Origin of the sequence: Paractinoplanes atraurantiacus, from assembly GCF_900215205.1 — a bacterium.
Lineage (GTDB): Bacteria > Actinomycetota > Actinomycetes > Mycobacteriales > Micromonosporaceae > Actinoplanes > Actinoplanes atraurantiacus.
The window spans coordinates 52669-70785 of sequence record NZ_OBDY01000018.1 but is presented as its reverse complement, the minus strand read 5'-3'; the positions used below and the strand labels follow the sequence as shown (position 1 = coordinate 70785).

15 protein-coding genes are annotated in these 18117 nt (G+C 70.4%); 8 read left to right on the top strand and 7 right to left on the bottom strand.

The genetic code is table 11. The features are described 5' to 3' along the window. Positions 1–322: 322 nt before the first annotated feature. Positions 323–2452: a hypothetical protein gene (locus CRP55_RS32080; RefSeq protein ID WP_097324988.1), complete on the bottom strand. Its 2130-nt coding sequence runs from the start codon at positions 2450–2452 to the stop codon at positions 323–325. A gap of 463 nt (positions 2453–2915) precedes the next feature. Next, positions 2916–3677, bottom strand: coding sequence for a Bcr/CflA family efflux MFS transporter (locus tag CRP55_RS32075; protein WP_245923518.1), 762 nt, complete (start codon positions 3675–3677; stop codon positions 2916–2918). Positions 3678–3858: 181 nt separating this feature from the next. Between CRP55_RS32075 and CRP55_RS32070 the strand changes: the two genes are divergently transcribed. The 3 genes from CRP55_RS32070 to CRP55_RS32060 are packed head-to-tail and all read left to right on the top strand — an operon-like array spanning position 3859 to position 6490. After that, on the top strand, positions 3859–5193 hold the full coding sequence (locus CRP55_RS32070) for an MFS transporter (protein WP_097324986.1): 1335 nt from the start codon (positions 3859–3861) through the stop codon (positions 5191–5193). Positions 5194–5222: 29 nt separating this feature from the next. Next, positions 5223–5993, top strand: a complete 771-nt coding sequence (locus tag CRP55_RS32065; RefSeq protein WP_097324984.1) for a hypothetical protein — start codon at positions 5223–5225, stop codon at positions 5991–5993. Then, complete coding sequence (locus CRP55_RS32060; RefSeq protein WP_097324982.1) at positions 5993–6490, top strand: mycothiol transferase; 498 nt, start codon at positions 5993–5995, stop codon at positions 6488–6490. Before CRP55_RS32065 ends, CRP55_RS32060 begins: the two co-directional genes overlap by 1 nt. Before the next feature lie 9 nt (positions 6491–6499). Here CRP55_RS32060 and CRP55_RS32055 read toward each other — a convergent pair whose 3' ends face one another. Then, complete coding sequence (locus tag CRP55_RS32055; protein ID WP_097324980.1) at positions 6500–7141, bottom strand: class I SAM-dependent methyltransferase; 642 nt, start codon at positions 7139–7141, stop codon at positions 6500–6502. Between the two features lie 140 nt (positions 7142–7281). Here CRP55_RS32055 and CRP55_RS32050 point away from each other — a divergent pair, with 140 nt between their 5' ends. Then, positions 7282–7833 carry a TetR/AcrR family transcriptional regulator gene (locus CRP55_RS32050; RefSeq protein WP_143235038.1) on the top strand — a complete coding sequence of 184 codons (552 nt, stop codon included), beginning with the start codon at positions 7282–7284 and terminating at the stop codon, positions 7831–7833. A 1-nt stretch (position 7834) separates the two neighbouring features. On the opposite strand, the gene CRP55_RS32045 is transcribed toward CRP55_RS32050, so the two are convergent. The 3 genes from CRP55_RS32045 to CRP55_RS32035 are packed head-to-tail and all read right to left on the bottom strand — an operon-like array spanning position 7835 to position 12142. Then, positions 7835–9301: an ATP-binding protein gene (locus CRP55_RS32045; protein WP_097324977.1), complete on the bottom strand. Its 1467-nt coding sequence runs from the start codon at positions 9299–9301 to the stop codon at positions 7835–7837. Position 9302: 1 nt separating this feature from the next. Beyond that, complete coding sequence (locus tag CRP55_RS32040) at positions 9303–10961, bottom strand: NAD(P)/FAD-dependent oxidoreductase (protein WP_097324975.1); 1659 nt, start codon at positions 10959–10961, stop codon at positions 9303–9305. Positions 10962–10972: 11 nt separating this feature from the next. Beyond that, positions 10973–12142, bottom strand: coding sequence for an NAD(+)/NADH kinase (locus CRP55_RS32035; RefSeq protein ID WP_245923517.1), 1170 nt, complete (start codon positions 12140–12142; stop codon positions 10973–10975). Between the two features lie 175 nt (positions 12143–12317). Here CRP55_RS32035 and CRP55_RS32030 point away from each other — a divergent pair, with 175 nt between their 5' ends. The 4 genes from CRP55_RS32030 (at position 12318) to CRP55_RS32015 (ending at position 17150) form a co-directional block, all read left to right on the top strand. Further along, positions 12318–13820 (top strand): ricin-type beta-trefoil lectin domain protein, encoded by a 1503-nt coding sequence (locus tag CRP55_RS32030; protein ID WP_245923516.1) that lies wholly within the window; start codon positions 12318–12320, stop codon positions 13818–13820. Positions 13821–13952: 132 nt separating this feature from the next. Next, complete coding sequence (locus tag CRP55_RS32025) at positions 13953–15635, top strand: beta-1,3-glucanase family protein (RefSeq protein WP_097324970.1); 1683 nt, start codon at positions 13953–13955, stop codon at positions 15633–15635. A 68-nt stretch (positions 15636–15703) separates the two neighbouring features. Next, positions 15704–16624, top strand: a complete 921-nt coding sequence (locus CRP55_RS32020; RefSeq protein WP_143235036.1) for a hypothetical protein — start codon at positions 15704–15706, stop codon at positions 16622–16624. Positions 16625–16634: 10 nt separating this feature from the next. Then, positions 16635–17150, top strand: a complete 516-nt coding sequence (locus tag CRP55_RS32015; RefSeq protein WP_097324966.1) for a DUF4240 domain-containing protein — start codon at positions 16635–16637, stop codon at positions 17148–17150. A gap of 1 nt (position 17151) precedes the next feature. Here CRP55_RS32015 and CRP55_RS32010 read toward each other — a convergent pair whose 3' ends face one another. Then, positions 17152–18024 (bottom strand): SDR family oxidoreductase, encoded by an 873-nt coding sequence (locus CRP55_RS32010; protein ID WP_218854751.1) that lies wholly within the window; start codon positions 18022–18024, stop codon positions 17152–17154. Positions 18025–18117: the final 93 nt, after the last annotated feature.

The window sequence follows — 18117 nt, the reverse complement described above, 5'->3', positions numbered from 1 at the left end:
TCGCAGAGGCGCACGACCTCAACCTCCAGGTCAGAACGCAAAGGAAGAACCGTCAACGCATACCAGTCTGCCCGCCGATCGACGTGGCCAACGAGGTGCTCGCGCAACCGATCGCGGACGGCGGCCCGTGACCTCAGCCGGCGGACGCTCCCGACATACCGGCAACGCCCGTATACGTCCCAGACCACATACACCGCCGCTGAAGGGGTGACCGACGCACGTTCACCGGCTCGGACCGTCATGGTGATCGGCAGCCCAGACAACACCGGAGCAGCGACCTGAACGGCTGTATCGATCTTTGCGACCATGGCCGCGTGCGGCCTCACTGCTCGTCCTCAAGAGCCTCGTCGTCCTCGTCGTCGTCGAGGATCAGCGGCTCGGAGGGACCGTGCGCGTTCAGCTTGTCCCGGGCGTCCTGCAGCTGCCCCTTGATCATGGTGATCGAGTCGTAGCTACCGAACACATCGACCCCGCTGGACTGGGCCAACAGGATGAGCCGGTCGACGGCATCCAGCGCGGACCGGGCGCTCCCGTGCAGCTGCTCCCGCAGCCGCTGCGGCTCGGGCTTGGCCTGCGTATCCGGCACATTCGCCCCAGCCGCGGCGATCTCGGTCGCGGCCTTCACGGGGTCGGCGGTGACGACGACGTCCCACTCCATCTCCACGCTGACCTGGGTGCCGTTGGCGTCGCGGACCGGGTCACCGTCAGCGTACGAACCGTCCGGCGCGTCCTGGGAGTAGAACCGCTTCGCGGGCTTGCCAGTCACGTGCGAGACCGCCAGCGAGTGCAGCGTGCGCAGTCCTCCGGCCGTGCCGGCGAGCATCTCGACGACCCGGTACGGCCGGGTCCGGAACGGCACGGTGCGCATGGCACGCTTGCCATCGCTGGTCTGCTTGGACCCCCGGTCCCGGGTGATCAAGCCGCCGAGCATCCCAGCGGTGCCGCCGAGCACACACAGCTGAGCGATCGCGTTGGTGTCGCCGCCCAGCGCATTCTTGAGCAGGTCGTCAAGAACCTCGATGGCCGAGGTTCCACCGGTAAGCGCCCACTTGTAGTCCCAGACCCGGTCGGCGATCGGACCGCCGTCGCTGAAGGCGTTGATCGCGACGGTGATGGTCGGTGACGACCGGTACCCGGACAGCGCGGTGGAGGCGATCTGCCGACCCACCAGCAGCCGGGTCGGGTTGCGGCTGTTGAACTCCTCCCGGAACAGCGACCTCATGCCGTCGTACCAGGGATTGAGAACGGCCTGCACCGTCAGCGCCGCGGCCCACAGCCGATGCGGCGGCAGCCCGAGCAGCGCGTGCATCTCCTGCACGCTGCACCGGCCCTCGATCACCCTCCGCTGGTCGGCCGTCAGATATCCCATGCTGACCGCGCGGCGCAGCAGCCGAGCCATGCCCTGCTCCGCCTGGGCCGCGTCATCCCACGGGGTCGCGTCTGTGTGAATCGTCGCGATCAGGTCCTCGCGGGCGGCGACAAGGTCGGTCAGCGGTGTGTCATCGCTCGCGCGCCGCCCGCCGACCACGATGATGGTCGGAGCCGTCAGGGTGTGCCCCAGTCGAATCGTGTTCTCGGTCAGGGTGTCTTCAAGCAGGCCCTGGTTGATGATGTCGACCCGGTCGGTGATGGCCTCGCGGACTTGGCGCTGAGTGGCACGCTTCCATGCGTTGCCGGCCGGCACGCCGACTACCGCCGCGATGCATGCCGCGGCCGCCTCGTCGACGTTCCCCCCGGTACGGGCCTTCCACATGGAAACGAACCGTGAGTTCCCGTCGATAATCACCAGGTAGTACTCGTCGTCGGAGCCATCCCTGAACCGGATCCGGATCGGGACGAGCAATAGGGCTTCTTTCACCCCGGACTGCAGGATGCTGTCGGTGTAGTCGTTCTTCACGGCCGGCCCGTCCGGGCCCGTCTTGACGAACGCCTCCCGGATCCGCGCAGCGAACTCGTGGTGGTCGTCGACCTCAAGTTCGAGCATGGCCCAATAGCCGTGCGGGCCGACCGCGGTGCCCATCTTCACCGCTGGCAGTTCGTTGCTCTCGATATCGAGCTGGTTGTGCAGCGTGTACTGCCAGCGGGCGCCAGCGAGGTCGGGAATGCAGCCCATCTCGATGTACCGGTCGTGCTGCGGGGTGACGAACGCGGTGCCCTCGCTGACGCTCTTACGGTTGAGAAGCGAGGTGGGGCTGCCATCCGGAGCGGGGTGGGTCTCGGTCAGCATCCGGAACCGAACCGGGTCGGTGAGTCCGGCGGTGATCACCCCGGCCGCCTCGTCCGGCAGGTTCACGTACGGGTTCTTTAGCAGCGCGGTACGAACCGGGGCCAGGGTCTTCGCCACGGCGGGCGGTACCGCCTTGGCCGGCCGGTGCTTAAGCGCGGGGAACGAGCTGTCGCCGCGGTTCTTGTCCGCGGGGCCGTCCTGGGGATCGAACTTCGGAGTTGCCACGTAAGCCGCCTCTCAACGGTCCTACGCGCGTGCAGCCAGGCTGCAGGCCGAGACGCGACATTGGCCCCGACCCCGCCGCCGCCAATGAAGGCAGGCATCCATCCGACGTCAACGCCTAGATCATTTTTCTAGGGTCGATCGTCGGCCGGCTCGGTGTTGCCGTCTGTCCGGGGCGACATCTGGTCCGCCGGCCCCAACGCAGGCAGCCGGGATACCCGCCGATAGGCGAGGCCAGACATCGCACAACGCCGCAGCTCAAGGTGCTGCAACGCCCGGAATTTCGGGCCGCCGAAGCGGTGCGCGGTCGAAACCCGCAGGTCCCGACCGCCGCATGCTACACCGGTACGCGTCTGAAGTGGACGACTGCTAGTGAGTGTCGAACGGTGGCAGTCTCCTGGTATTACCTGCCCGCCATGGTTGCGAGCGGCTGGCGCGAGTCGACCGCCGCTCCAGCGACCTTCGATCACGCGAACCTTTGCACTTTGAATTTATTCACGAACGACGAGCCACTGACGTACGCGAAGAGCGCCGAGAACGCGAGCCCGGCGACCAGGATGAGCCCGACGTACGCCCGGTCGGTGAACAGCCGTCCGTAGTCGCGCAGCGTGCCGACCAGGCCGCCGTTGCGGCGCCGCTCGACCGGCAGGGTCTCGGGCAGCACCAGCGCCGTGGCCGTCATGATGGCCGCGCCGGCCAGGGTGAGCACGACGAAGACGCCGCGCCACGAGGTCCAGTTGAGGACCGTGCCGCCGATGGTCGGGGCCAGGATCGGGGCGACGCCGATGACCAGCATCAGGCGCGAGAAGAGCTTTGCCGCGGCCAGCCCGGTGAACAGGTCGCGGACGATCGCCATGCCGATGACGGCGGCGGCCGCGGCGCCCAGGCCCTGAAGGACGCGCAGCGTGCCCAGGACGGCCAGGTTGGGCGCGACCACGCAGAGCACCGAGGCCAGGATGTGCACGCCGACGCCGGCCAGCAGCGGCAGGCGGCGGCCCACGGCGTCGGAGAGCGGGCCGACGATCAGCTGACCGAGCGCCAGGCCGACCAGGGTGCCGGTGAGCGTGAGCTGCACGGCGGCGTCGGTGGTGTGCAGGTCCGTGGTGATCGTCGGTAGGGACGGAAGGTACATGTCGATGGTCAGCGGCCCGAGCGCGGACAGGAATCCGAGAACGAGAACGATCCGGAGCCTGCGGCCGGCGGGCAGGAGATCACCAGGAGATTGCATGACTAGTGACAAGTTGTCTGCGGCACCAATTCTTCCGGGCCGTAACAGTCCTCACAGATACACCGAATGGTGGAAATGCATTTGACGTCTGTGCTGGTAGTGACCGTACACACGTTGTCGATGCCGCCGAGGAGGAGTTGTGTTGACGGCGTACGTGTAAGGAACCAGTGAAAGGCGGACCATGGCCCTGCGTCCCGGAGCCCGGGCCTGGGCGGTGTGGGCCGTCGGCCTCGCCGCGTACGTTCTCGCGGTCCTCAACCGCACGTCGCTCGGTGTCGCCGGGCTCGACGCGCAGGACCGCTTCCACATCGGCGCCGGCGCGCTCGCCTCGTTCGCCGTCCTCCAGCTTCTCGTCTACGCCGGCCTCCAGGTGCCGGTCGGCCTGCTGCTCGACCGCTTCGGCTCGCTGCGGCTGATCGTCACCGGCGGCGTGCTGATGGCGGCGGGACAGGCCCTGATGGCCACCACCGACAGCGTGGGCGGGGCCATCGCGGCCCGCGTCCTGGTCGGCGCCGGCGACGCGATGACCTTCATCAGCGTCCTGCGGCTGGTGCCGCAGTGGTTCCCGGCCCGGCGGGTGCCGGTGGTCACGCAGCTCACCGGCATCGTCGGGCAGGCCGGGCAGGTGCTCTCGGCCGTGCCGCTGGCCGCCCTGCTGGCCGGCCCGGGCTGGGGCACCGCGTTCCTGTCGGCGGCCGGGCTCGGCGTCTTCGTGGCGGTGGTCGCCTTCGCGGCCCTGCACGACACCCCCGAGCGCAAGATCAGCAGCGGCGAGGCGCTCACCCTCTCCCAGCTGCGCTCCGACCTGAGCAGCGCCTGGCGGCACCCGGGCACCCGGCTCGGGCTGTGGACCCACTTCACGACCCAGTTCACCGGTACGGTGTTCGCGCTGATGTGGGGCTTCCCGTTCCTCATCGCCGGGCAGGGCCTGGCCCGCGAGACGGCTAGCACGCTGCTCACGCTCTTCGTGCTGGTCGGCATGGCCGCCGGCCCGCTGCTGGGCGTGCTGGTCCAGCGCTATCCGCTGCGCCGGTCGTACCTGGTGCTGGGCATCGTCTTCGCCAACGCGGCCGGCTGGGGCCTCGTGCTGGCCTGGCCCGGGCACGCGCCGATGGCGGTGCTGGTGCTGCTGATCGTCGCCCTGGGCATCGGCGGTCCGGGCTCGATGATCGGGTTCGATTACGCTCGTACGTTCAACCCGCCGCACCGCCTCGGCACGGCGACCGGCGTGGTCAACGTTGGCGGCTTCGTCGCCTCGCTGCTCTCGATCGAGCTGATCGGGCTGATCCTGGACGCCCGCACCGGCGGCTCGGCGGACTACGACATCGCCGACTTCAAAATCGCCATGGCGGTCCAGTACGTGTTCATGGCCGTCGGTCTCGCCGGCATCCTCCGTACGCGCAGGCTGGCCCGGCTGCGGATGGCCGAGGAGGGCATCGTGGTCCGCCCGCTCCGTCAGGTGATCGCCGAGCGACGGGGTTTAGCGATCCGCCGGGAGGTAAAGGCGAAGGCCTGACAAAGCAGGAGAGACGGACTGAGGAGGACATGACCGAGCAAGCACCGGGCCACCGGCCCGGCATCGACGTGACGAAGACCATCGCCGGCACCTTGGCCGCGGTTTCCGCGGCCTTCCTGGGATCGTTCCTGGGCGTGGCCGGCACCCTGATCGGGGCCGCCGTGGCCAGCATCGTCGGCTCTGTGGGAACGGAGCTCTACCAGCGCTGGCTCAACCGGGGCACCGAGCGGATCAAGTCGACTTTCGTGACCGCCCCCGCCGCGATCGGCACGCCCGAGGTCGCCGCCGCGGCCGAGGAGAGCCCTTCCGGGCCCCCTCCGAGGATCCGCTGGCAGCGGGTGGCCATGGTCGCCGGCGCGTTCTTCGTGCTGGCGATCGGCTCACTGACCGCCTTCGAGCTGGTCGCGGGCCGGAGCGCCGCCGACGTGGTGCAGAACAAGGCCAGCTCGAGCTCGACGATCGGCATTCCGCTCCGCTCCACCCACTCCGACAAATCCAACAAGTCGGATGAGTCGCCGGTGCCGGCGGAGTCGGCTTCCCCTTCGGAGACGCCGGACCAGAAGGACCAGACCGGACCGGCCGAGTCGCCCGCGCCGGAGCAGTCGGGGACGACCACGGAGTCGCCCGCGCCGGCTGACGGGTCCACGGAGGAGCCCACGGACGCGCCGACCACCGACGCACCCACCACTGACGCGCCGGCCCCGGCTGACGAGCAGCCCCAGGACGGGGACACTCAGCAGGACGGGCAGACCCCGCAGCAGCAGGGTGACGCCGGACCCACCGCACAGTCGGGAGAGTAATGGACGCCAAGGACATCCTCACCGAGGCTTTCGGGCGGCTGCCCGAGCTGGTGCACACGGCCGTCGACGGCCTCACCCCCGAGCAGCTGCGCCACCGTCCCGCCGAGGAGGCCAACTCGATCGGCTGGCTGATCTGGCACCTCACCCGGGTCCAGGACGACCACGTGGCCGAGGTGATGGGCGCCGAGCAGATCTACGCCACCGGAGACTGGGCTCCCCGCTTCGGCCTGAAGGACGCCACCGAGACGGGCTACGGCCACGACGCGGCCCAGGTGGCCGCGGTGGCGCCGGAGAGCGCCCAGGCGCTCGTGGATTACTACACAGCGGTGCACGAGCGCACGCTCGGCTATCTCGCCGGCCTCTCCGAGGCCGACCTCGACCGGGTGGTCGACGAGCGCTGGGATCCCCCGGTGACTTTGGGCGTACGCCTGGTGAGCGTCTACGACGACGACGCCCAGCACGCGGGCCAGGCCGCCTACGTCCGCGGCCTGCTCTGACCCCGGCCGTCAGGCGCCGAGCGGGGCGAGCTGGCGGCAGCGGCGCCGGGCCGGGGCCGCTGAGCGGGTGACGGGGGCCAGGGCCGGGCGGCGGCAGTAGTAGACGAGGGCCGGTGGCAGGTTGGCCCACACGGTGCGGCCGAGCAGGACCTCGTCGAACCAGCTGTCGAGCGCGCCCCGCAGGCGGCGGGCCGGCGCCGCCCAGCGCAGGTGCACGTAGGCGAACGTGGTGAAAGCGCCGCCCGGCGCGAGGGCCCGCACGGCGGCGGCCAGGATGTCGCGCTGACGGTCGGGGGCGAAGGCGGCCCACGGCAACCCGCTGACGATGACGTCGGCGCCGGCCAGGCCCCGCTCGGCCAGCAGTTCGGGCAGGGCGCCGGCGTCGGCCGTGATCACTTCCACCTTGGGGTGGCGGGCGGCGAGCTGCTCGGCCAGGCGTGGGTTGATCTCGATGGCCAGGTGCCGCCCGCGGCCGCCCAGGCGGCGCTGGATGGCCTCGGTGAACGGCCCCGTGCCGGGCCCGAGCTCGACCACGACCGGCTCACCCGTGCTGGGGATCGGCGCGACGGCGAGCTCGGACAGGGCGGCCCCGCTCGGCGCGACGGCGCCGACTTCCCACGGGCGACGAAGGAATTCCGAAAGCAAAGACATCGCAACCTGCCTGCTAAGGTAAGTGGAGGATTACTCCACCTAAGATATGGAGGAATCCTCCACTTCGCAAGATTGCCTGAGAGCGGTCTCAGCCAGCACGGACGAGCGAAGGGTAGGCGACAGTGACGCAGGAGAAGCCGATGCGGGCGGATGCTCGCCGCAAGCGGGAGGCGATCATCGCGGCCGCCGTTGAGGTGTTTCGGGAGCGTGGCGTCGAGATCGCGCTCGACGAGGTGGCTCGCCGGGCCAACGTCGGCATCGCCACGCTCTACCGGCACTTTCCGACGCGCGAGGCTCTGATCGCCGGGGCGTACCGGCACGAGATCGGCCGGCTCTGCGGTGGCGCCGATGAACTGCTGGCCGCCATGCCCGCCGACGAGGCCATGAAAGCCTGGATGCGGCGATTCATCGGCAACGCTCAGGGCAAGCCCGGCCTGGCCATGGCCCTCAAGTCGATCGTCAAGGCCACCGACGCCGAAGGGCTGGCCGCCACGCACGACGAGGTCTATGCCGCCCTGCAGAAGTTTCTCGACGCCGGCTATCGGGACGGGATCTTCGCCTCGCGGATCGAAGCGGCCGTGCTGGCCAACGCCCTGAGCGGCATCAGCCTCGCCAACGACGCCGCCGGCCGGGAAGCGCAGGCCGCCGCGATCATCGATCTGACCGTCAACGGCCTGCGCTATCCGAGTTGAGTCAGGCCGAGGCGGGCTCGTTCAGCGGCAGCCGGACCTTGAACTTCGTGTCGCCCGGCTTCGACTCCAGCTTGATGTCGCCGCCGTGGCCGTTCACCACGATCCGGTAGGAGATGTCCAGGCCCAGGCCCGTACCCTCGCCCACCGGCTTCGTCGTGAAGAACGGCTCGAAGACCCTCTTCTTCAGCTCGTCGGGCACGCCCGGCCCGGTGTCGCCGACCGCGACGATCACGTGGTCGTCCTCGCGGTAGGTCTTGATCGTCAGGGTGCCGGCGCCGTTCATGGCCTGCACCGCGTTGTCGATCAGGTTGGTCCAGACCTGGTTGAGCTCGGCCGGGTGGGCCGGGATCTGCGGGAGCGTGCGGTCGTAGTCCTTGACCACCTTCACCCCCGTGCCGATCTTGTGGGTGAGCATGACCAGGGTGCTGTCGAGGCCGGTGTGCACGTCGATCCACTGGTGCGCGGCCCGGTCCATCTGCGAGTACTGCTTGGCCGAGGCGACCAGCGACGACACCCGGCTCGTGGCGTCCTCGATGTCGGTCATCAGCTGCTCGGTCTCGAGCGCGTAGCCGATCCAGTGGATGGCCTGATCGAGCAGCTCCGGCGAGCCGACCCGGGCCTCCATGTCGCTGAGGCACTCGATGTCGAGGCCGCCCTGGGCGAAGACCGCGGCCAGGTCCCAGGCGCCGGTCACGTTGCGCTCGTCCATCCAGTCGCCGAGCTCGTCCTCACGGTCGGCGACCTGCATGGCGGTCAGGGCCGGCGCCTTCGCCGCCCGCTCGATCACGTCCTCCTGGAGCTCGACCAGCGCCACCAGGCGGTCGGTCGGCACCTTGCCGGCGGCGAGCATGCCCAGCTTGTGGCGCATGCCGGCGACCCGCTGGCGCAGCGAGGCGGTGGCCCGGGAGGCGGCCGCGGCCGGGTTGTTCAGCTCGTGCATGAGGCCGGCCGAGAGCGCGCCGAGCGCGGTGAGCCGCTGCCGCTCGCTGATCGCCGCCTGCGAGCTGCGCATCCCCAGCGTCAGGCCCTCCAGCAGGTGGACCGCCATCGGGAACCACTCGCGCATGATGTGGCCGAAGTCCTCGGCGCTCATCACGAAGAAGTCGGAGTCGTCGAGGGCCCGCATGCTCGCCATGTACCGGCGGGGGACGCCGTCGTCGCGCAGATAGGCGTTGGTGGCGCCCATGTAGACGCCGCGCTGCTCCGTACGGGAAGTCTGCACGTCGTCCTGGCCGACCTTGCGGCTGAGCGCGATCGTGCCGCTGAGAAGCACGAAGAACTGATCGGCGGGGTCGCCCTCCTGGATCACCACGCCGCCCGCGGGCATGTGCATGGTGCAGCCGTGATCGGAGATCCACTGAAGCTGCTCGTCGGTCAGCTTCTCGAACAGGAACAGGGTGCGGAGCTCGGCCGGCGTCAGAGCGCCGGGTTCACACGGTACGAGCGTGACCGGATCGGTGTCGCTCATCTCACTGCGCCTCCAGGTAGCGATGGACCAGCGTGACGGCCATCGCGCCCTCGCCGACCGCCGAGGCCACCCGTTTGACCGAGTTGGCCCGGACGTCGCCGGCGGCGAAGATGCCGGGAACACTGCACTCCAGGTAGAACGGATCGCGGTCCCGATCCCATCCCTTCGGACGGGACCCATTTGCGAGCAGGTCGGGCCCGGTGTAGACGAAGCCCTTCTCGTCGCGGGCGACGGCCGTGCCCAGCCAGTCCGTGCGCGGCTCGGCGCCGATGAAGACGAACAGGTAGCCGCACTCGACGGTGGTGCTCATGCCCTCTTTGCTGTCGCAGATCGTGATCGCCTGGAGGTGGCCGTTGCCCTGGGCCCCGATCACCTCGCAGCGGGTGCGCACCCGGATGTTCTCGACCTGGTTGAGCTGCTGGATCAGGTAGTACGACATCGACGCCTCGAGCGAGTCGCCGCGCACGAGCAGGGTGACCGACCGGGCGTAGCGGGAGAAGAAGAGCGCCGCCTGCCCGGCCGAGTTGGCCCCGCCGACGATGTAGACGTCGGTGCCGGCGCAGGACGGGCCCTCGGTCGAGGCCGAGCCGTAGTAGACGCCGGAGCCGGTGAAGTCGGCGATGCCCTCGGCCACCAGCGGGCGGTAGGCGACGCCGGTCGCGAGCACGATCGAGTGTGCCGACACCTCGCCGCCGTCGGCGAAGGTGAGGGTGCGGGCCGAGCCGTCGGCCCGCAGGCCGGTGACCTCGCGGGTGTTGAGCACCTCGGCGGAGAACTTGCCGGCCTGCCGCCGCGCCCGGTCGGTGAGCTGGGCCCCGGAGATGCCGTCGGGGAAGCCCAGGTAGTTCTCGATGCGGGAGCTCTGGCCGGCCTGGCCGCCGACGGCCTGGCGCTCGACCATCAGCGTCCGCAGGCCCTCGGAGGCGCCGTAGACGGCCGCGCCGAGCCCGGCCGGGCCGCCGCCCACGATGATCAGGTCGTAGAAGTCGCGGTTGGGCGCGGTGGAGAGCCCGGCCGCCTCGGCCACCTCGGTGGTGCTGGGCTGGGCCAGCGCCCGCCCGTCGGCGGTCACCACCAGCGGGATCGCCTCGGGGCCGACACCGGCCGCCTCGAGCAGGCGGCGGCCCTCGGCCTCGTCGGCGCCGTACCACTTGTAGGGCACCAGGTTGCGGGCCAGGAAGTCGCGGATCTGGTAGGACGGCTCGCTCCAGCGGTGGCCGACGACCCGGATGTCCTCGATCTCGCGGTCGCCGGTGGCCTGCCACGCGTCGAGCAGCGCGTCGATCACCGGGTAGAGCTTCTCCTCCGGCGGGTCCCACGGCTTGAGCAGGTAGTGGTCGACGTCGACCACGTTGATGGCCGAGATGGCGGCGTCCGTGTCGGCGTACGCGGTCAGCAAGGCCCTTCGGGCGTTCGGGAACAGGTCCATCGCCTGCTCCAGGAACTCGATGCCGTTGATCTGCGGCATCCGGTAGTCGGCGAGCATGACGGCAACCCGGCCGCCGCGCAGCTTGAGCTCCTTGAGGGCGTCCAGCGCGTCGGAGGCCGAGGAGGCGCGCAGGATCCGGTACTGGTCGCCGTAGCGGCGGCGCAGGTCGCGGGCGATGGCCCGGGAGACCGAAGGGTCGTCGTCGACGGTGAGGATCGCGGGATGGCCCATGGGTCAATACCTCAGCTCTGGCTCAGCAGGTCGGCGTACTCGGGGTGGCGGTCCAGATATCCGATGACGAAGGGGCAGGAGACGACCACCGGGGTGGCGCGGCCGCGGGCGTCCTCGAGCGCGGCCGAGGCCAGCCGGCTGGCCAGCCCGCGGCCGGAGAACGTCTGCTCGATCTCGGTGTGCATCAGCTCGATCTTCTCGCCGTGGCGGCGGTAGTTGAGCACGCCGGCCACCTCGCCGCCGAGCAGCACCTCGTAGCGCTGGCGCTCGAAGCTGTCGACGACGACGGCGTCGGCCGAGTCGGGCACGCCGACCTGGGCGCTGCCCTCGACCCGCAGCTTGCGCCGGGCCCGCTCGTAGAACGAGGTGCCGCCGAGGCGGATCACGTTGGCCGCGGACGGGACGGGCTCGATGGCCAGCCGGTCGTCGGGGCGGGCGTAGCCCTCGATGATGCCGTCGACCTCGATGGCCAGGCGGCCGCTGGTGGCCAGCACGTCGAGCTCGAGACGCTCGGTGAGGGCCAGCATCAGCGGGCGGTTGAACGAGGAGTGCGCGGCGGCGGCGGTGACGATCAGGCCCTCGACGTTCGGGGAGACGATCGGGCCGCCGGCCGAGAAGCTGTACGCCGTGGAGCCGGTCGGCGTGGAGACGATGACGGCGTCGGCCTGGTAGTTGACGAAGTTCTTGCCCTCGACCGAGATGCCGATCGCGGCCAGGCCGTCGCCGGGCACCCGGACCATGGCGATGTCGTTGAACGCCGACACGGCCTTGCCGTCGGGCAGCACGGTGCGCACCGCGGTGCGCGACTCGATGGTGAACCGGTGCTCGTCGATCGCCGAGAGCGCCTCGGGCAGATCGGGCAGATCGACCTCGGCCAGGAAGCCGAGCCGGCCGACGTTGACGCCGAGCACGGGCGTCTTGCGCCCCTCGACCAGCCGCATGGTGCGCAGCATGGTGCCGTCGCCGCCGAGGCTGACGAGCAGGCCGGCCCGCTCGACCATCTCCTCGGGGCTGACCGCCTCGGCCTGGCAGTCGATCCGGTCGATCTCCTCGTGCAGGCCCAGCACGGTGACGTCGCGCCGCTGCGCCCAGCGTGTGATCGCGTCGATCGCGGAGCCGCAGTCGCGCCGCGGGTGCAGCACCAGGCCGACCACCTTGACCATGCCCATTTGCTTGTACACCCCGTCTGCTGCGAACGACTTGTCGAAGAACACAGCCTTGCACGCCCGGGCCGGTGTCGGCGAGAGGAGGCGACGGAGGCCACGTGGTTCATACGGGCAGGTTTCTTCATTGTTTCTTGACAGCGTTGTCAGGCATCGACAGCCTCCGATTAATCCCCACCGAAAGGACGCTGTCATGCGCGCACGATGGCTCGCTGTGGCCGCCGCGGCGATCACGCTGCTCACCCCCGTACCAGCAAATGCCGCAACCCCCGACGGCCCGGACCTTCCCGACGGCATGCTCGCCGCCATGCGGCGCGACCTCAAACTCGACGACGGCCAGATCGCGACCCGGCTGCGCACCGAGGCCGCCGCGCCGGTCGTGCAGCGCCGGCTCCAGACCCGGCTCGGCTCGGCCTACGCGGGGGCCTGGATCCCCTCCGGGGCAACCCGCCTGACGGTCGCGGTCACCGATTCATCCGCTTTCCCGGCGGTACGGGCGGAAGGCGCGACCCCGGCGCTCGTGTCCCGCAGCGCCGCCGGCCTCTCCTCCTCCCGCGCCGCGCTGGATCGGCACGCCTCGTCCGCCCGGCCCTCGATCGTCCGTGGGTGGTACGTCGACACGCCGTCGAACCGGATGGTCGTCATGGCCGCGCCCGGCTCGGAGAAGCAGGCCGCGGCCTTCGCGCAGGCCGCCGGGGCCGGTGCGGTCTCGGTGGTCGCGGCCGAACAGCCGAAACCGCTCTACGACACCCGCGGCGGCGACCAGTACGTGATCAACGGCAACACCCTGTGCTCGGTCGGTTTCGCGGTCGCCGGCGGCTTCGTCAGCGCCGGGCACTGCGGCGGCACGGGCAGCCCGACGCTCGGCTACAACAACGTCGCCCAGGGCACGTTCGCCGGCTCGTCGTTCCCGGGCAACGACTACGCCTGGATCCGGACGAACGGCAACTGGACCTCTCAGCCGTGGGTGAACAACTACTCCGGCGGCAACGTGACCGTGGCCGGCTCGCAGGAGGCGGCCATCGGCAGCTCGGTCTGCCGCTCGGGCCGCACGACGGGCTGGCGCTGCGGCACGATCCTCGGCCGCAACGAGACGATCGTGTACTCGCAGGGCGCGGTCTCCGGGCTGGCCCGCAGCAACGCGTGCGCCGAGCCGGGCGACTCCGGCGGCTCGTGGATCTCGGGCAACCAGGCCCAGGGCGTCACGTCGGGCGGCACGGGCAACTGCTCCAGCGGCGGCACCATGTGGTTCCAGCCGGTCAACGAGATTCTCTCGGTGTACGGCCTGACGCTGACCACCACCGGCGGCGGTTCCGGTTCCGCGCTGATCAGCAGCCTGAACAACAAGTGCATCGACGTGCCGAACTCGAACTTCTCCGACGGCGTGCCGGTGCAGATGTGGGGATGCAACGGGACGGGCGCGCAGAAGTGGAACTTCGTGAACGGCACGCTTCAGACGTCGAACAACAAGTGCCTGGACGTGGCGTGGGGCTCGACCGCGAACGGTGCGGTCATCCAGATCGCCAACTGCAGCGGCAACGCGGCCCAGCAGTTCGTCCTGTCGGCCGCCGGCGACCTGGTCAACCCGCAGGCCAACAAGTGCGTGGACATCGACGCCTGGAACGCCAACGACGGCGCCCGGCTGGTCCTCTGGGAGTGCACGGGCGGCGCCAACCAGAAGTGGCGTCGCGGGTAATCGCCTCGCGAGAAAAGGGCAGAAGACCCTTAAAGGAACCATAAAGATCTTGGGTGTACGGGCGGATCGCCGCACCGCTTCCGAGGATGGGCCTCGTCCCCCATCCCTGTGACACCGGAGGCAAGTCCGACGATGCGCCGCACGAGAACGTTGATCCTGACCACCGTCGCCGTGGTGGCGGCCACGGCGACGGCCTGGTTCGCCCTGCCCGCTTCGGCGGCCGCCCCCACGGCCTCGGTGACGACGGTGTCCGACTGGGGCACCGGATGGCAGAGCGAGGTGACGATCAGCAACACCGGCGCGTCCGCCATGTCCTCGTGGAAGGTCGAGTTCGACCTGCCGGCCGGCGCCACGATCGGCAGCTTCTGGGACGCCTCCCTGTCCTCGGCCGGGACGCACCACACCTTCACGAACCGCTCCTGGAACGGCAGCGTGCCGGTCGACGCCAAGGTGACCTTCGGCTTCATCGGCTCGGGCGGCAAGCCGGCCAACTGCAAGCTGAACGGCCAGCCGTGCGGCGATTCCGGCGGCACCTCCGGCGACACTGCCGGCGGAGCCTCCAGCCCTTCACCCGCAAATCCGACAAATCCGAATTCCCCCGGCGGCAGTGGGCCGGTGGCGGGCGGAACGACGACCGCGCCGACCGTGGCCCCGACCACGGCACCCGCGACAAAGGCGCCGACCACCCCCAAGGCCGACGAAACGACCGCTGTGCCCCCGGCGAGCAACCTGCTGCCGGTCACGGTGAGCAACAAGACAGGGCGGGGTGACTCGGTCTTCCTCTACGTGCTCGGTGTGAACCTGACGACCGGCAAGCTCGGCTACGTCAACAGCGCCGGCACGTTCACCGCCTGGACCGGGGGCGGGGCCGTTCCGGTGCCCGCGCCGGACGTCGCCATCGCCGGGCCGGGCAACGGCGCCAGCACCACGATCAAGGTGCCGAAGAACCTGTCGGGGCGCCTCTACATGTCGTTCGGGCAGAAGCTCGACTTCCGGCTCACCACCGGCGGCCTGGTCCAGCCGGCGCCGTGGGCCGGCGGCGACCCCAACCGCGACATCCTGTTCGACTGGAGCGAGTTCACCCTCAACGACTCCGGCCTGTGGCTCAACAGCTCGCAGGTGGACATGTTCGCGGTGCCGCACATCGTCAGCGTCACCGGCGGCAACGGGGTCACCTCGAAGACCGGCGAGCTCAAGGCGGGCGGCCGGCAGGCCGTCATCAACGCGGTCAAGGCGTCCCCCGACTTCGCCAAGAGCGTCGTCACCCGCGCCGACGGCACCGTCCTGCGCGTGCTGGCGCCCGGCAAGGCGGCCGACGCCGGCCTGATGAGCCCGACCTATCTGGACTCCTACATTTCGAGCGCCTGGACGGCGTACACCTCGAAGAATTTGACCGTTGTGCCTTTCACCGACCAGCCGTCGGTGCGCTACACCGGCCGGACCAGTGGCAACGTCATGAACTTCACCGACGCCTCGGGGAAGACGGTCGCCTCGTTCACCAAGCCGTCGACGGCCAACGTGTGGGGATGTGACGGCGCCCTGGCCGCACCCAACGACCAGGTCGTGGGCCCGATCGCCCGCACCCTGTGCGCGGCGCTGACCCGCACCACGCTGGGCCGGCTCGACACCCAGCCGAGCGGCACCGCGGCCGACTTCTACCAGGGCAATCCGGCCAACCTGTACGCCAAGGTGATCCACGAGAACATGACCGACGGCAAGGCGTACGCGTTCGCCTTCGACGACGTGCAGAACCAGGAGTCCCTGGTGCACGACGGCGACCCGCGCCAGGCCGGCATCACCCTGACCCCGTTCTGAGACGTGCGTCACTGAATTGGGTACAGTCACCGTCCTACTCGGTAGTAACCAAGGACGGGGACAGCGCAATGGACGACAAGCAGGCGCCGCCGCCATCCGTTCCGGCGGCGGCGCCCTCCCCTTCGCCGGCGCCGTCCGCTTCGGCCGCGCCCTCCGCTCCCGCCGCACCCTCTGCTTCCGCCGCGCCCGCTGCTTCCGCCGGGCCTTCTGATTCGCCGGCGGCTTCGGCTGGTGGGCTGCTCGGGCGGTGGGCGGCGGTCGCGGCTTCGGCGCGGGCGGCCGGGCGCCGGTTGGCGGCCTCGGCGCCCGCGCGGGCGGCGGCACGCCTGTGGGCTCACCCGCCGCGCTGGGTCATCCCGGTCGTGTCCGTCGCCGTCGTGCTGGTGACCGTCCTCGCCGGATATCAGGTGCTCGCCGGCGGCAGCGGCGAGCAGGCGCCGCCCACCGCCTGGACCGGCCCGTCCACCGCGGCCTCCGCTTCCACCCCGGCCGGCCCGCACCCCAGCGCCTCCCCGGTGAAGCGCGCCGACGACCTGGCCCTGGTCTGCGAGGGCCTGTACTACCCGAAGTCCCCCCGTTACGCCGGCCGCGCACCCCACCAGATCAGCGTCGGCGTCACCGACTCGCTGACCGGCGGCCCGCACCGGATGCGGGCCGCGCTGGACATCCCGCACAGCCTGACCAAGCCGCTGCGCGACGCCTGGCTGCCCAGCGACCCCACGAAGTCTCAGCTGGTCGCCTGCCTGACTTTGACCAAGAACGGCACCGCGATCAAGAAGTGCGACACCCTCCAGCTGGCCCGGGGCGTCTACACCCTTTCCCTGTACGAGGTGGCGACCGGCCGCCGCCTCATGCAGAAACAACTCTTCGGTGACGCCGCCACCTGTCCCAACGTGGTGCCCGTGGGCGCCGGCCCCACCCTCCCCAGCACCGTCTCCGACAAGGTCCTCTACCAGCAGCTGAAGAATTTTGTCGTAGCCCCCCGCTAAGTTCTCGCCCGTGACGACGACCCACTCCACCCGAGTCCCCACCGAAGCCGAAGAGGCCCGTTTCTGGGCGCTGATCGAGTCGGCCTGGGCGGCCTGCGGCCCCGGCGCCGCCCGCGCCCGCCAAGCCCTGCTCGACCGCGACCAGTCCGGCGCTCTCACGGTCGAGAGCCGGCTCGACACGTTCCTGGAGCGACTGCGGTCGCTGAGCGCCGGCCTGTCGAGCGCCGAGCTGACCGACCTCGACCGGGTCGCCGAGCGGCTGCTCTTCCGCATCGACCGCGAGGAGATCCAGGAGCACACCGACGGCTCCGACGACGGCTTCCTCTACTGCCGCGGCTTCATCCTCGCGGCCGGCCGCGACTTCTACTACGCGGTCGACGCCGACCCGGCGAGGGCCGTCGAGGACGCCGAGTGCGAGTCGATGCCGTACTTCTTCGCCCATCTGCACAACGAGCGCTTCGGCGACTTCCCCGACACCGGCTCCGGCATCTCCCGGGAGTCCGCCACCAACCCCGACGGCTGGTGACTCAGCCGGGCTTCATCACCTCGTCGTAGTAGCGCGGGAAGTCGGGCCGGCTGCCGTCGAGATCGGTGAGGTCGTACGTGACGGCGAGGTCGGCGCTGGTGAGGGCCTGCCCGCCGAAGCGGCCCGCCCCGGGGTCGGCGGCCAGGGCGGCGACACCCCGGCCGACGTAGCGGGGCGACTCGCTCATGGCGAAATGCCGATCCCGCGCGACGGCCGCGCGCCAGCCGTCCTCGGTCACGCCGAACTTGTCGAGCATGCGCTCGGAGCGCAGCCACCCGGGCGTGACCGCGACGGCGGCGCAGCCGTGCGGCCGCAGCTCGAAGTCCTGCGCCTGGGCCAGGCGGATCACCGAGGCCTTCACCAGGTCGTAGTAGATCGACTCGCGATAGTCGCCGCCTTTCCCGTCGGTCATCTCCACGACCAGGCCGCCCGTGCGCCGGATCAGCAGGGGCAGGGCGTGGTGGCTGGTGATGAGATGGGTGTCGACGCCCTGGTGGAGGAGGCGCAGGCCGCGCCCGAGGTCGTGCTCCCAGACCGTCTTGCCCCACTCGGTGAACATGTCACCGCCCCACACGTTGTTGACCAGCAGGTCGAGCCGCCCGTGCTCGGCGCCGACGCGGGCGACGAGGCCGGCGACCTGGCCCGGATCGCTGTGGTCGACCCGCACAGCGATACCGGCCCCGCCCGCCTCGCTGACAGCCGCCGCGGTCTCCTCGATCGTCTCGGGCCGGTCCATCTCGGAGCGCCCCGCGGCGGTGCTCCGCCCGGTGACGTAGACGGTCGCGCCGAGCGCACCCAGCTCCACGGCGATGCCCCGCCCCGCGGCCCGGGTCGCGCCGGCCACCAGGGCGACCTTGCCCACCAGCGTCCTCATGCCCGGCATCGTCCCAGCCGGGTACGACAACTTCGGTGGATCAAATCTTCGCGTTGCGCAGTGGCATGTCGCGAGTTCAGGGCGGAGCACGGC

What these genes read in the sequence shown, in the direction of transcription:
- CRP55_RS32010 (WP_218854751.1), bottom strand. Translation starts at nt 18,024, where the DNA reads ATGAGGACGCTGGTGGGCAAGGTCGCCCTGGTGGCCGGCGCGACCCGG.
- CRP55_RS32060 (WP_097324982.1), top strand. Translation starts at nt 5,993, where the DNA reads ATGGACGCCAAGGACATCCTCACCGAGGCTTTCGGGCGGCTGCCCGAG.
- CRP55_RS32040 (WP_097324975.1), bottom strand. Translation starts at nt 10,961, where the DNA reads ATGGGCCATCCCGCGATCCTCACCGTCGACGACGACCCTTCGGTCTCC.
- CRP55_RS32030 (WP_245923516.1), top strand. Translation starts at nt 12,318, where the DNA reads ATGCGCGCACGATGGCTCGCTGTGGCCGCCGCGGCGATCACGCTGCTC.
- CRP55_RS32050 (WP_143235038.1), top strand. Translation starts at nt 7,282, where the DNA reads ATGCGGGCGGATGCTCGCCGCAAGCGGGAGGCGATCATCGCGGCCGCC.
- CRP55_RS32065 (WP_097324984.1), top strand. Translation starts at nt 5,223, where the DNA reads ATGACCGAGCAAGCACCGGGCCACCGGCCCGGCATCGACGTGACGAAG.
- CRP55_RS32055 (WP_097324980.1), bottom strand. Translation starts at nt 7,141, where the DNA reads ATGTCTTTGCTTTCGGAATTCCTTCGTCGCCCGTGGGAAGTCGGCGCC.
- CRP55_RS32020 (WP_143235036.1), top strand. Translation starts at nt 15,704, where the DNA reads ATGGACGACAAGCAGGCGCCGCCGCCATCCGTTCCGGCGGCGGCGCCC.
- CRP55_RS32075 (WP_245923518.1), bottom strand. Translation starts at nt 3,677, where the DNA reads ATGCAATCTCCTGGTGATCTCCTGCCCGCCGGCCGCAGGCTCCGGATC.
- CRP55_RS32070 (WP_097324986.1), top strand. Translation starts at nt 3,859, where the DNA reads ATGGCCCTGCGTCCCGGAGCCCGGGCCTGGGCGGTGTGGGCCGTCGGC.
- CRP55_RS32025 (WP_097324970.1), top strand. Translation starts at nt 13,953, where the DNA reads ATGCGCCGCACGAGAACGTTGATCCTGACCACCGTCGCCGTGGTGGCG.
- CRP55_RS32045 (WP_097324977.1), bottom strand. Translation starts at nt 9,301, where the DNA reads ATGAGCGACACCGATCCGGTCACGCTCGTACCGTGTGAACCCGGCGCT.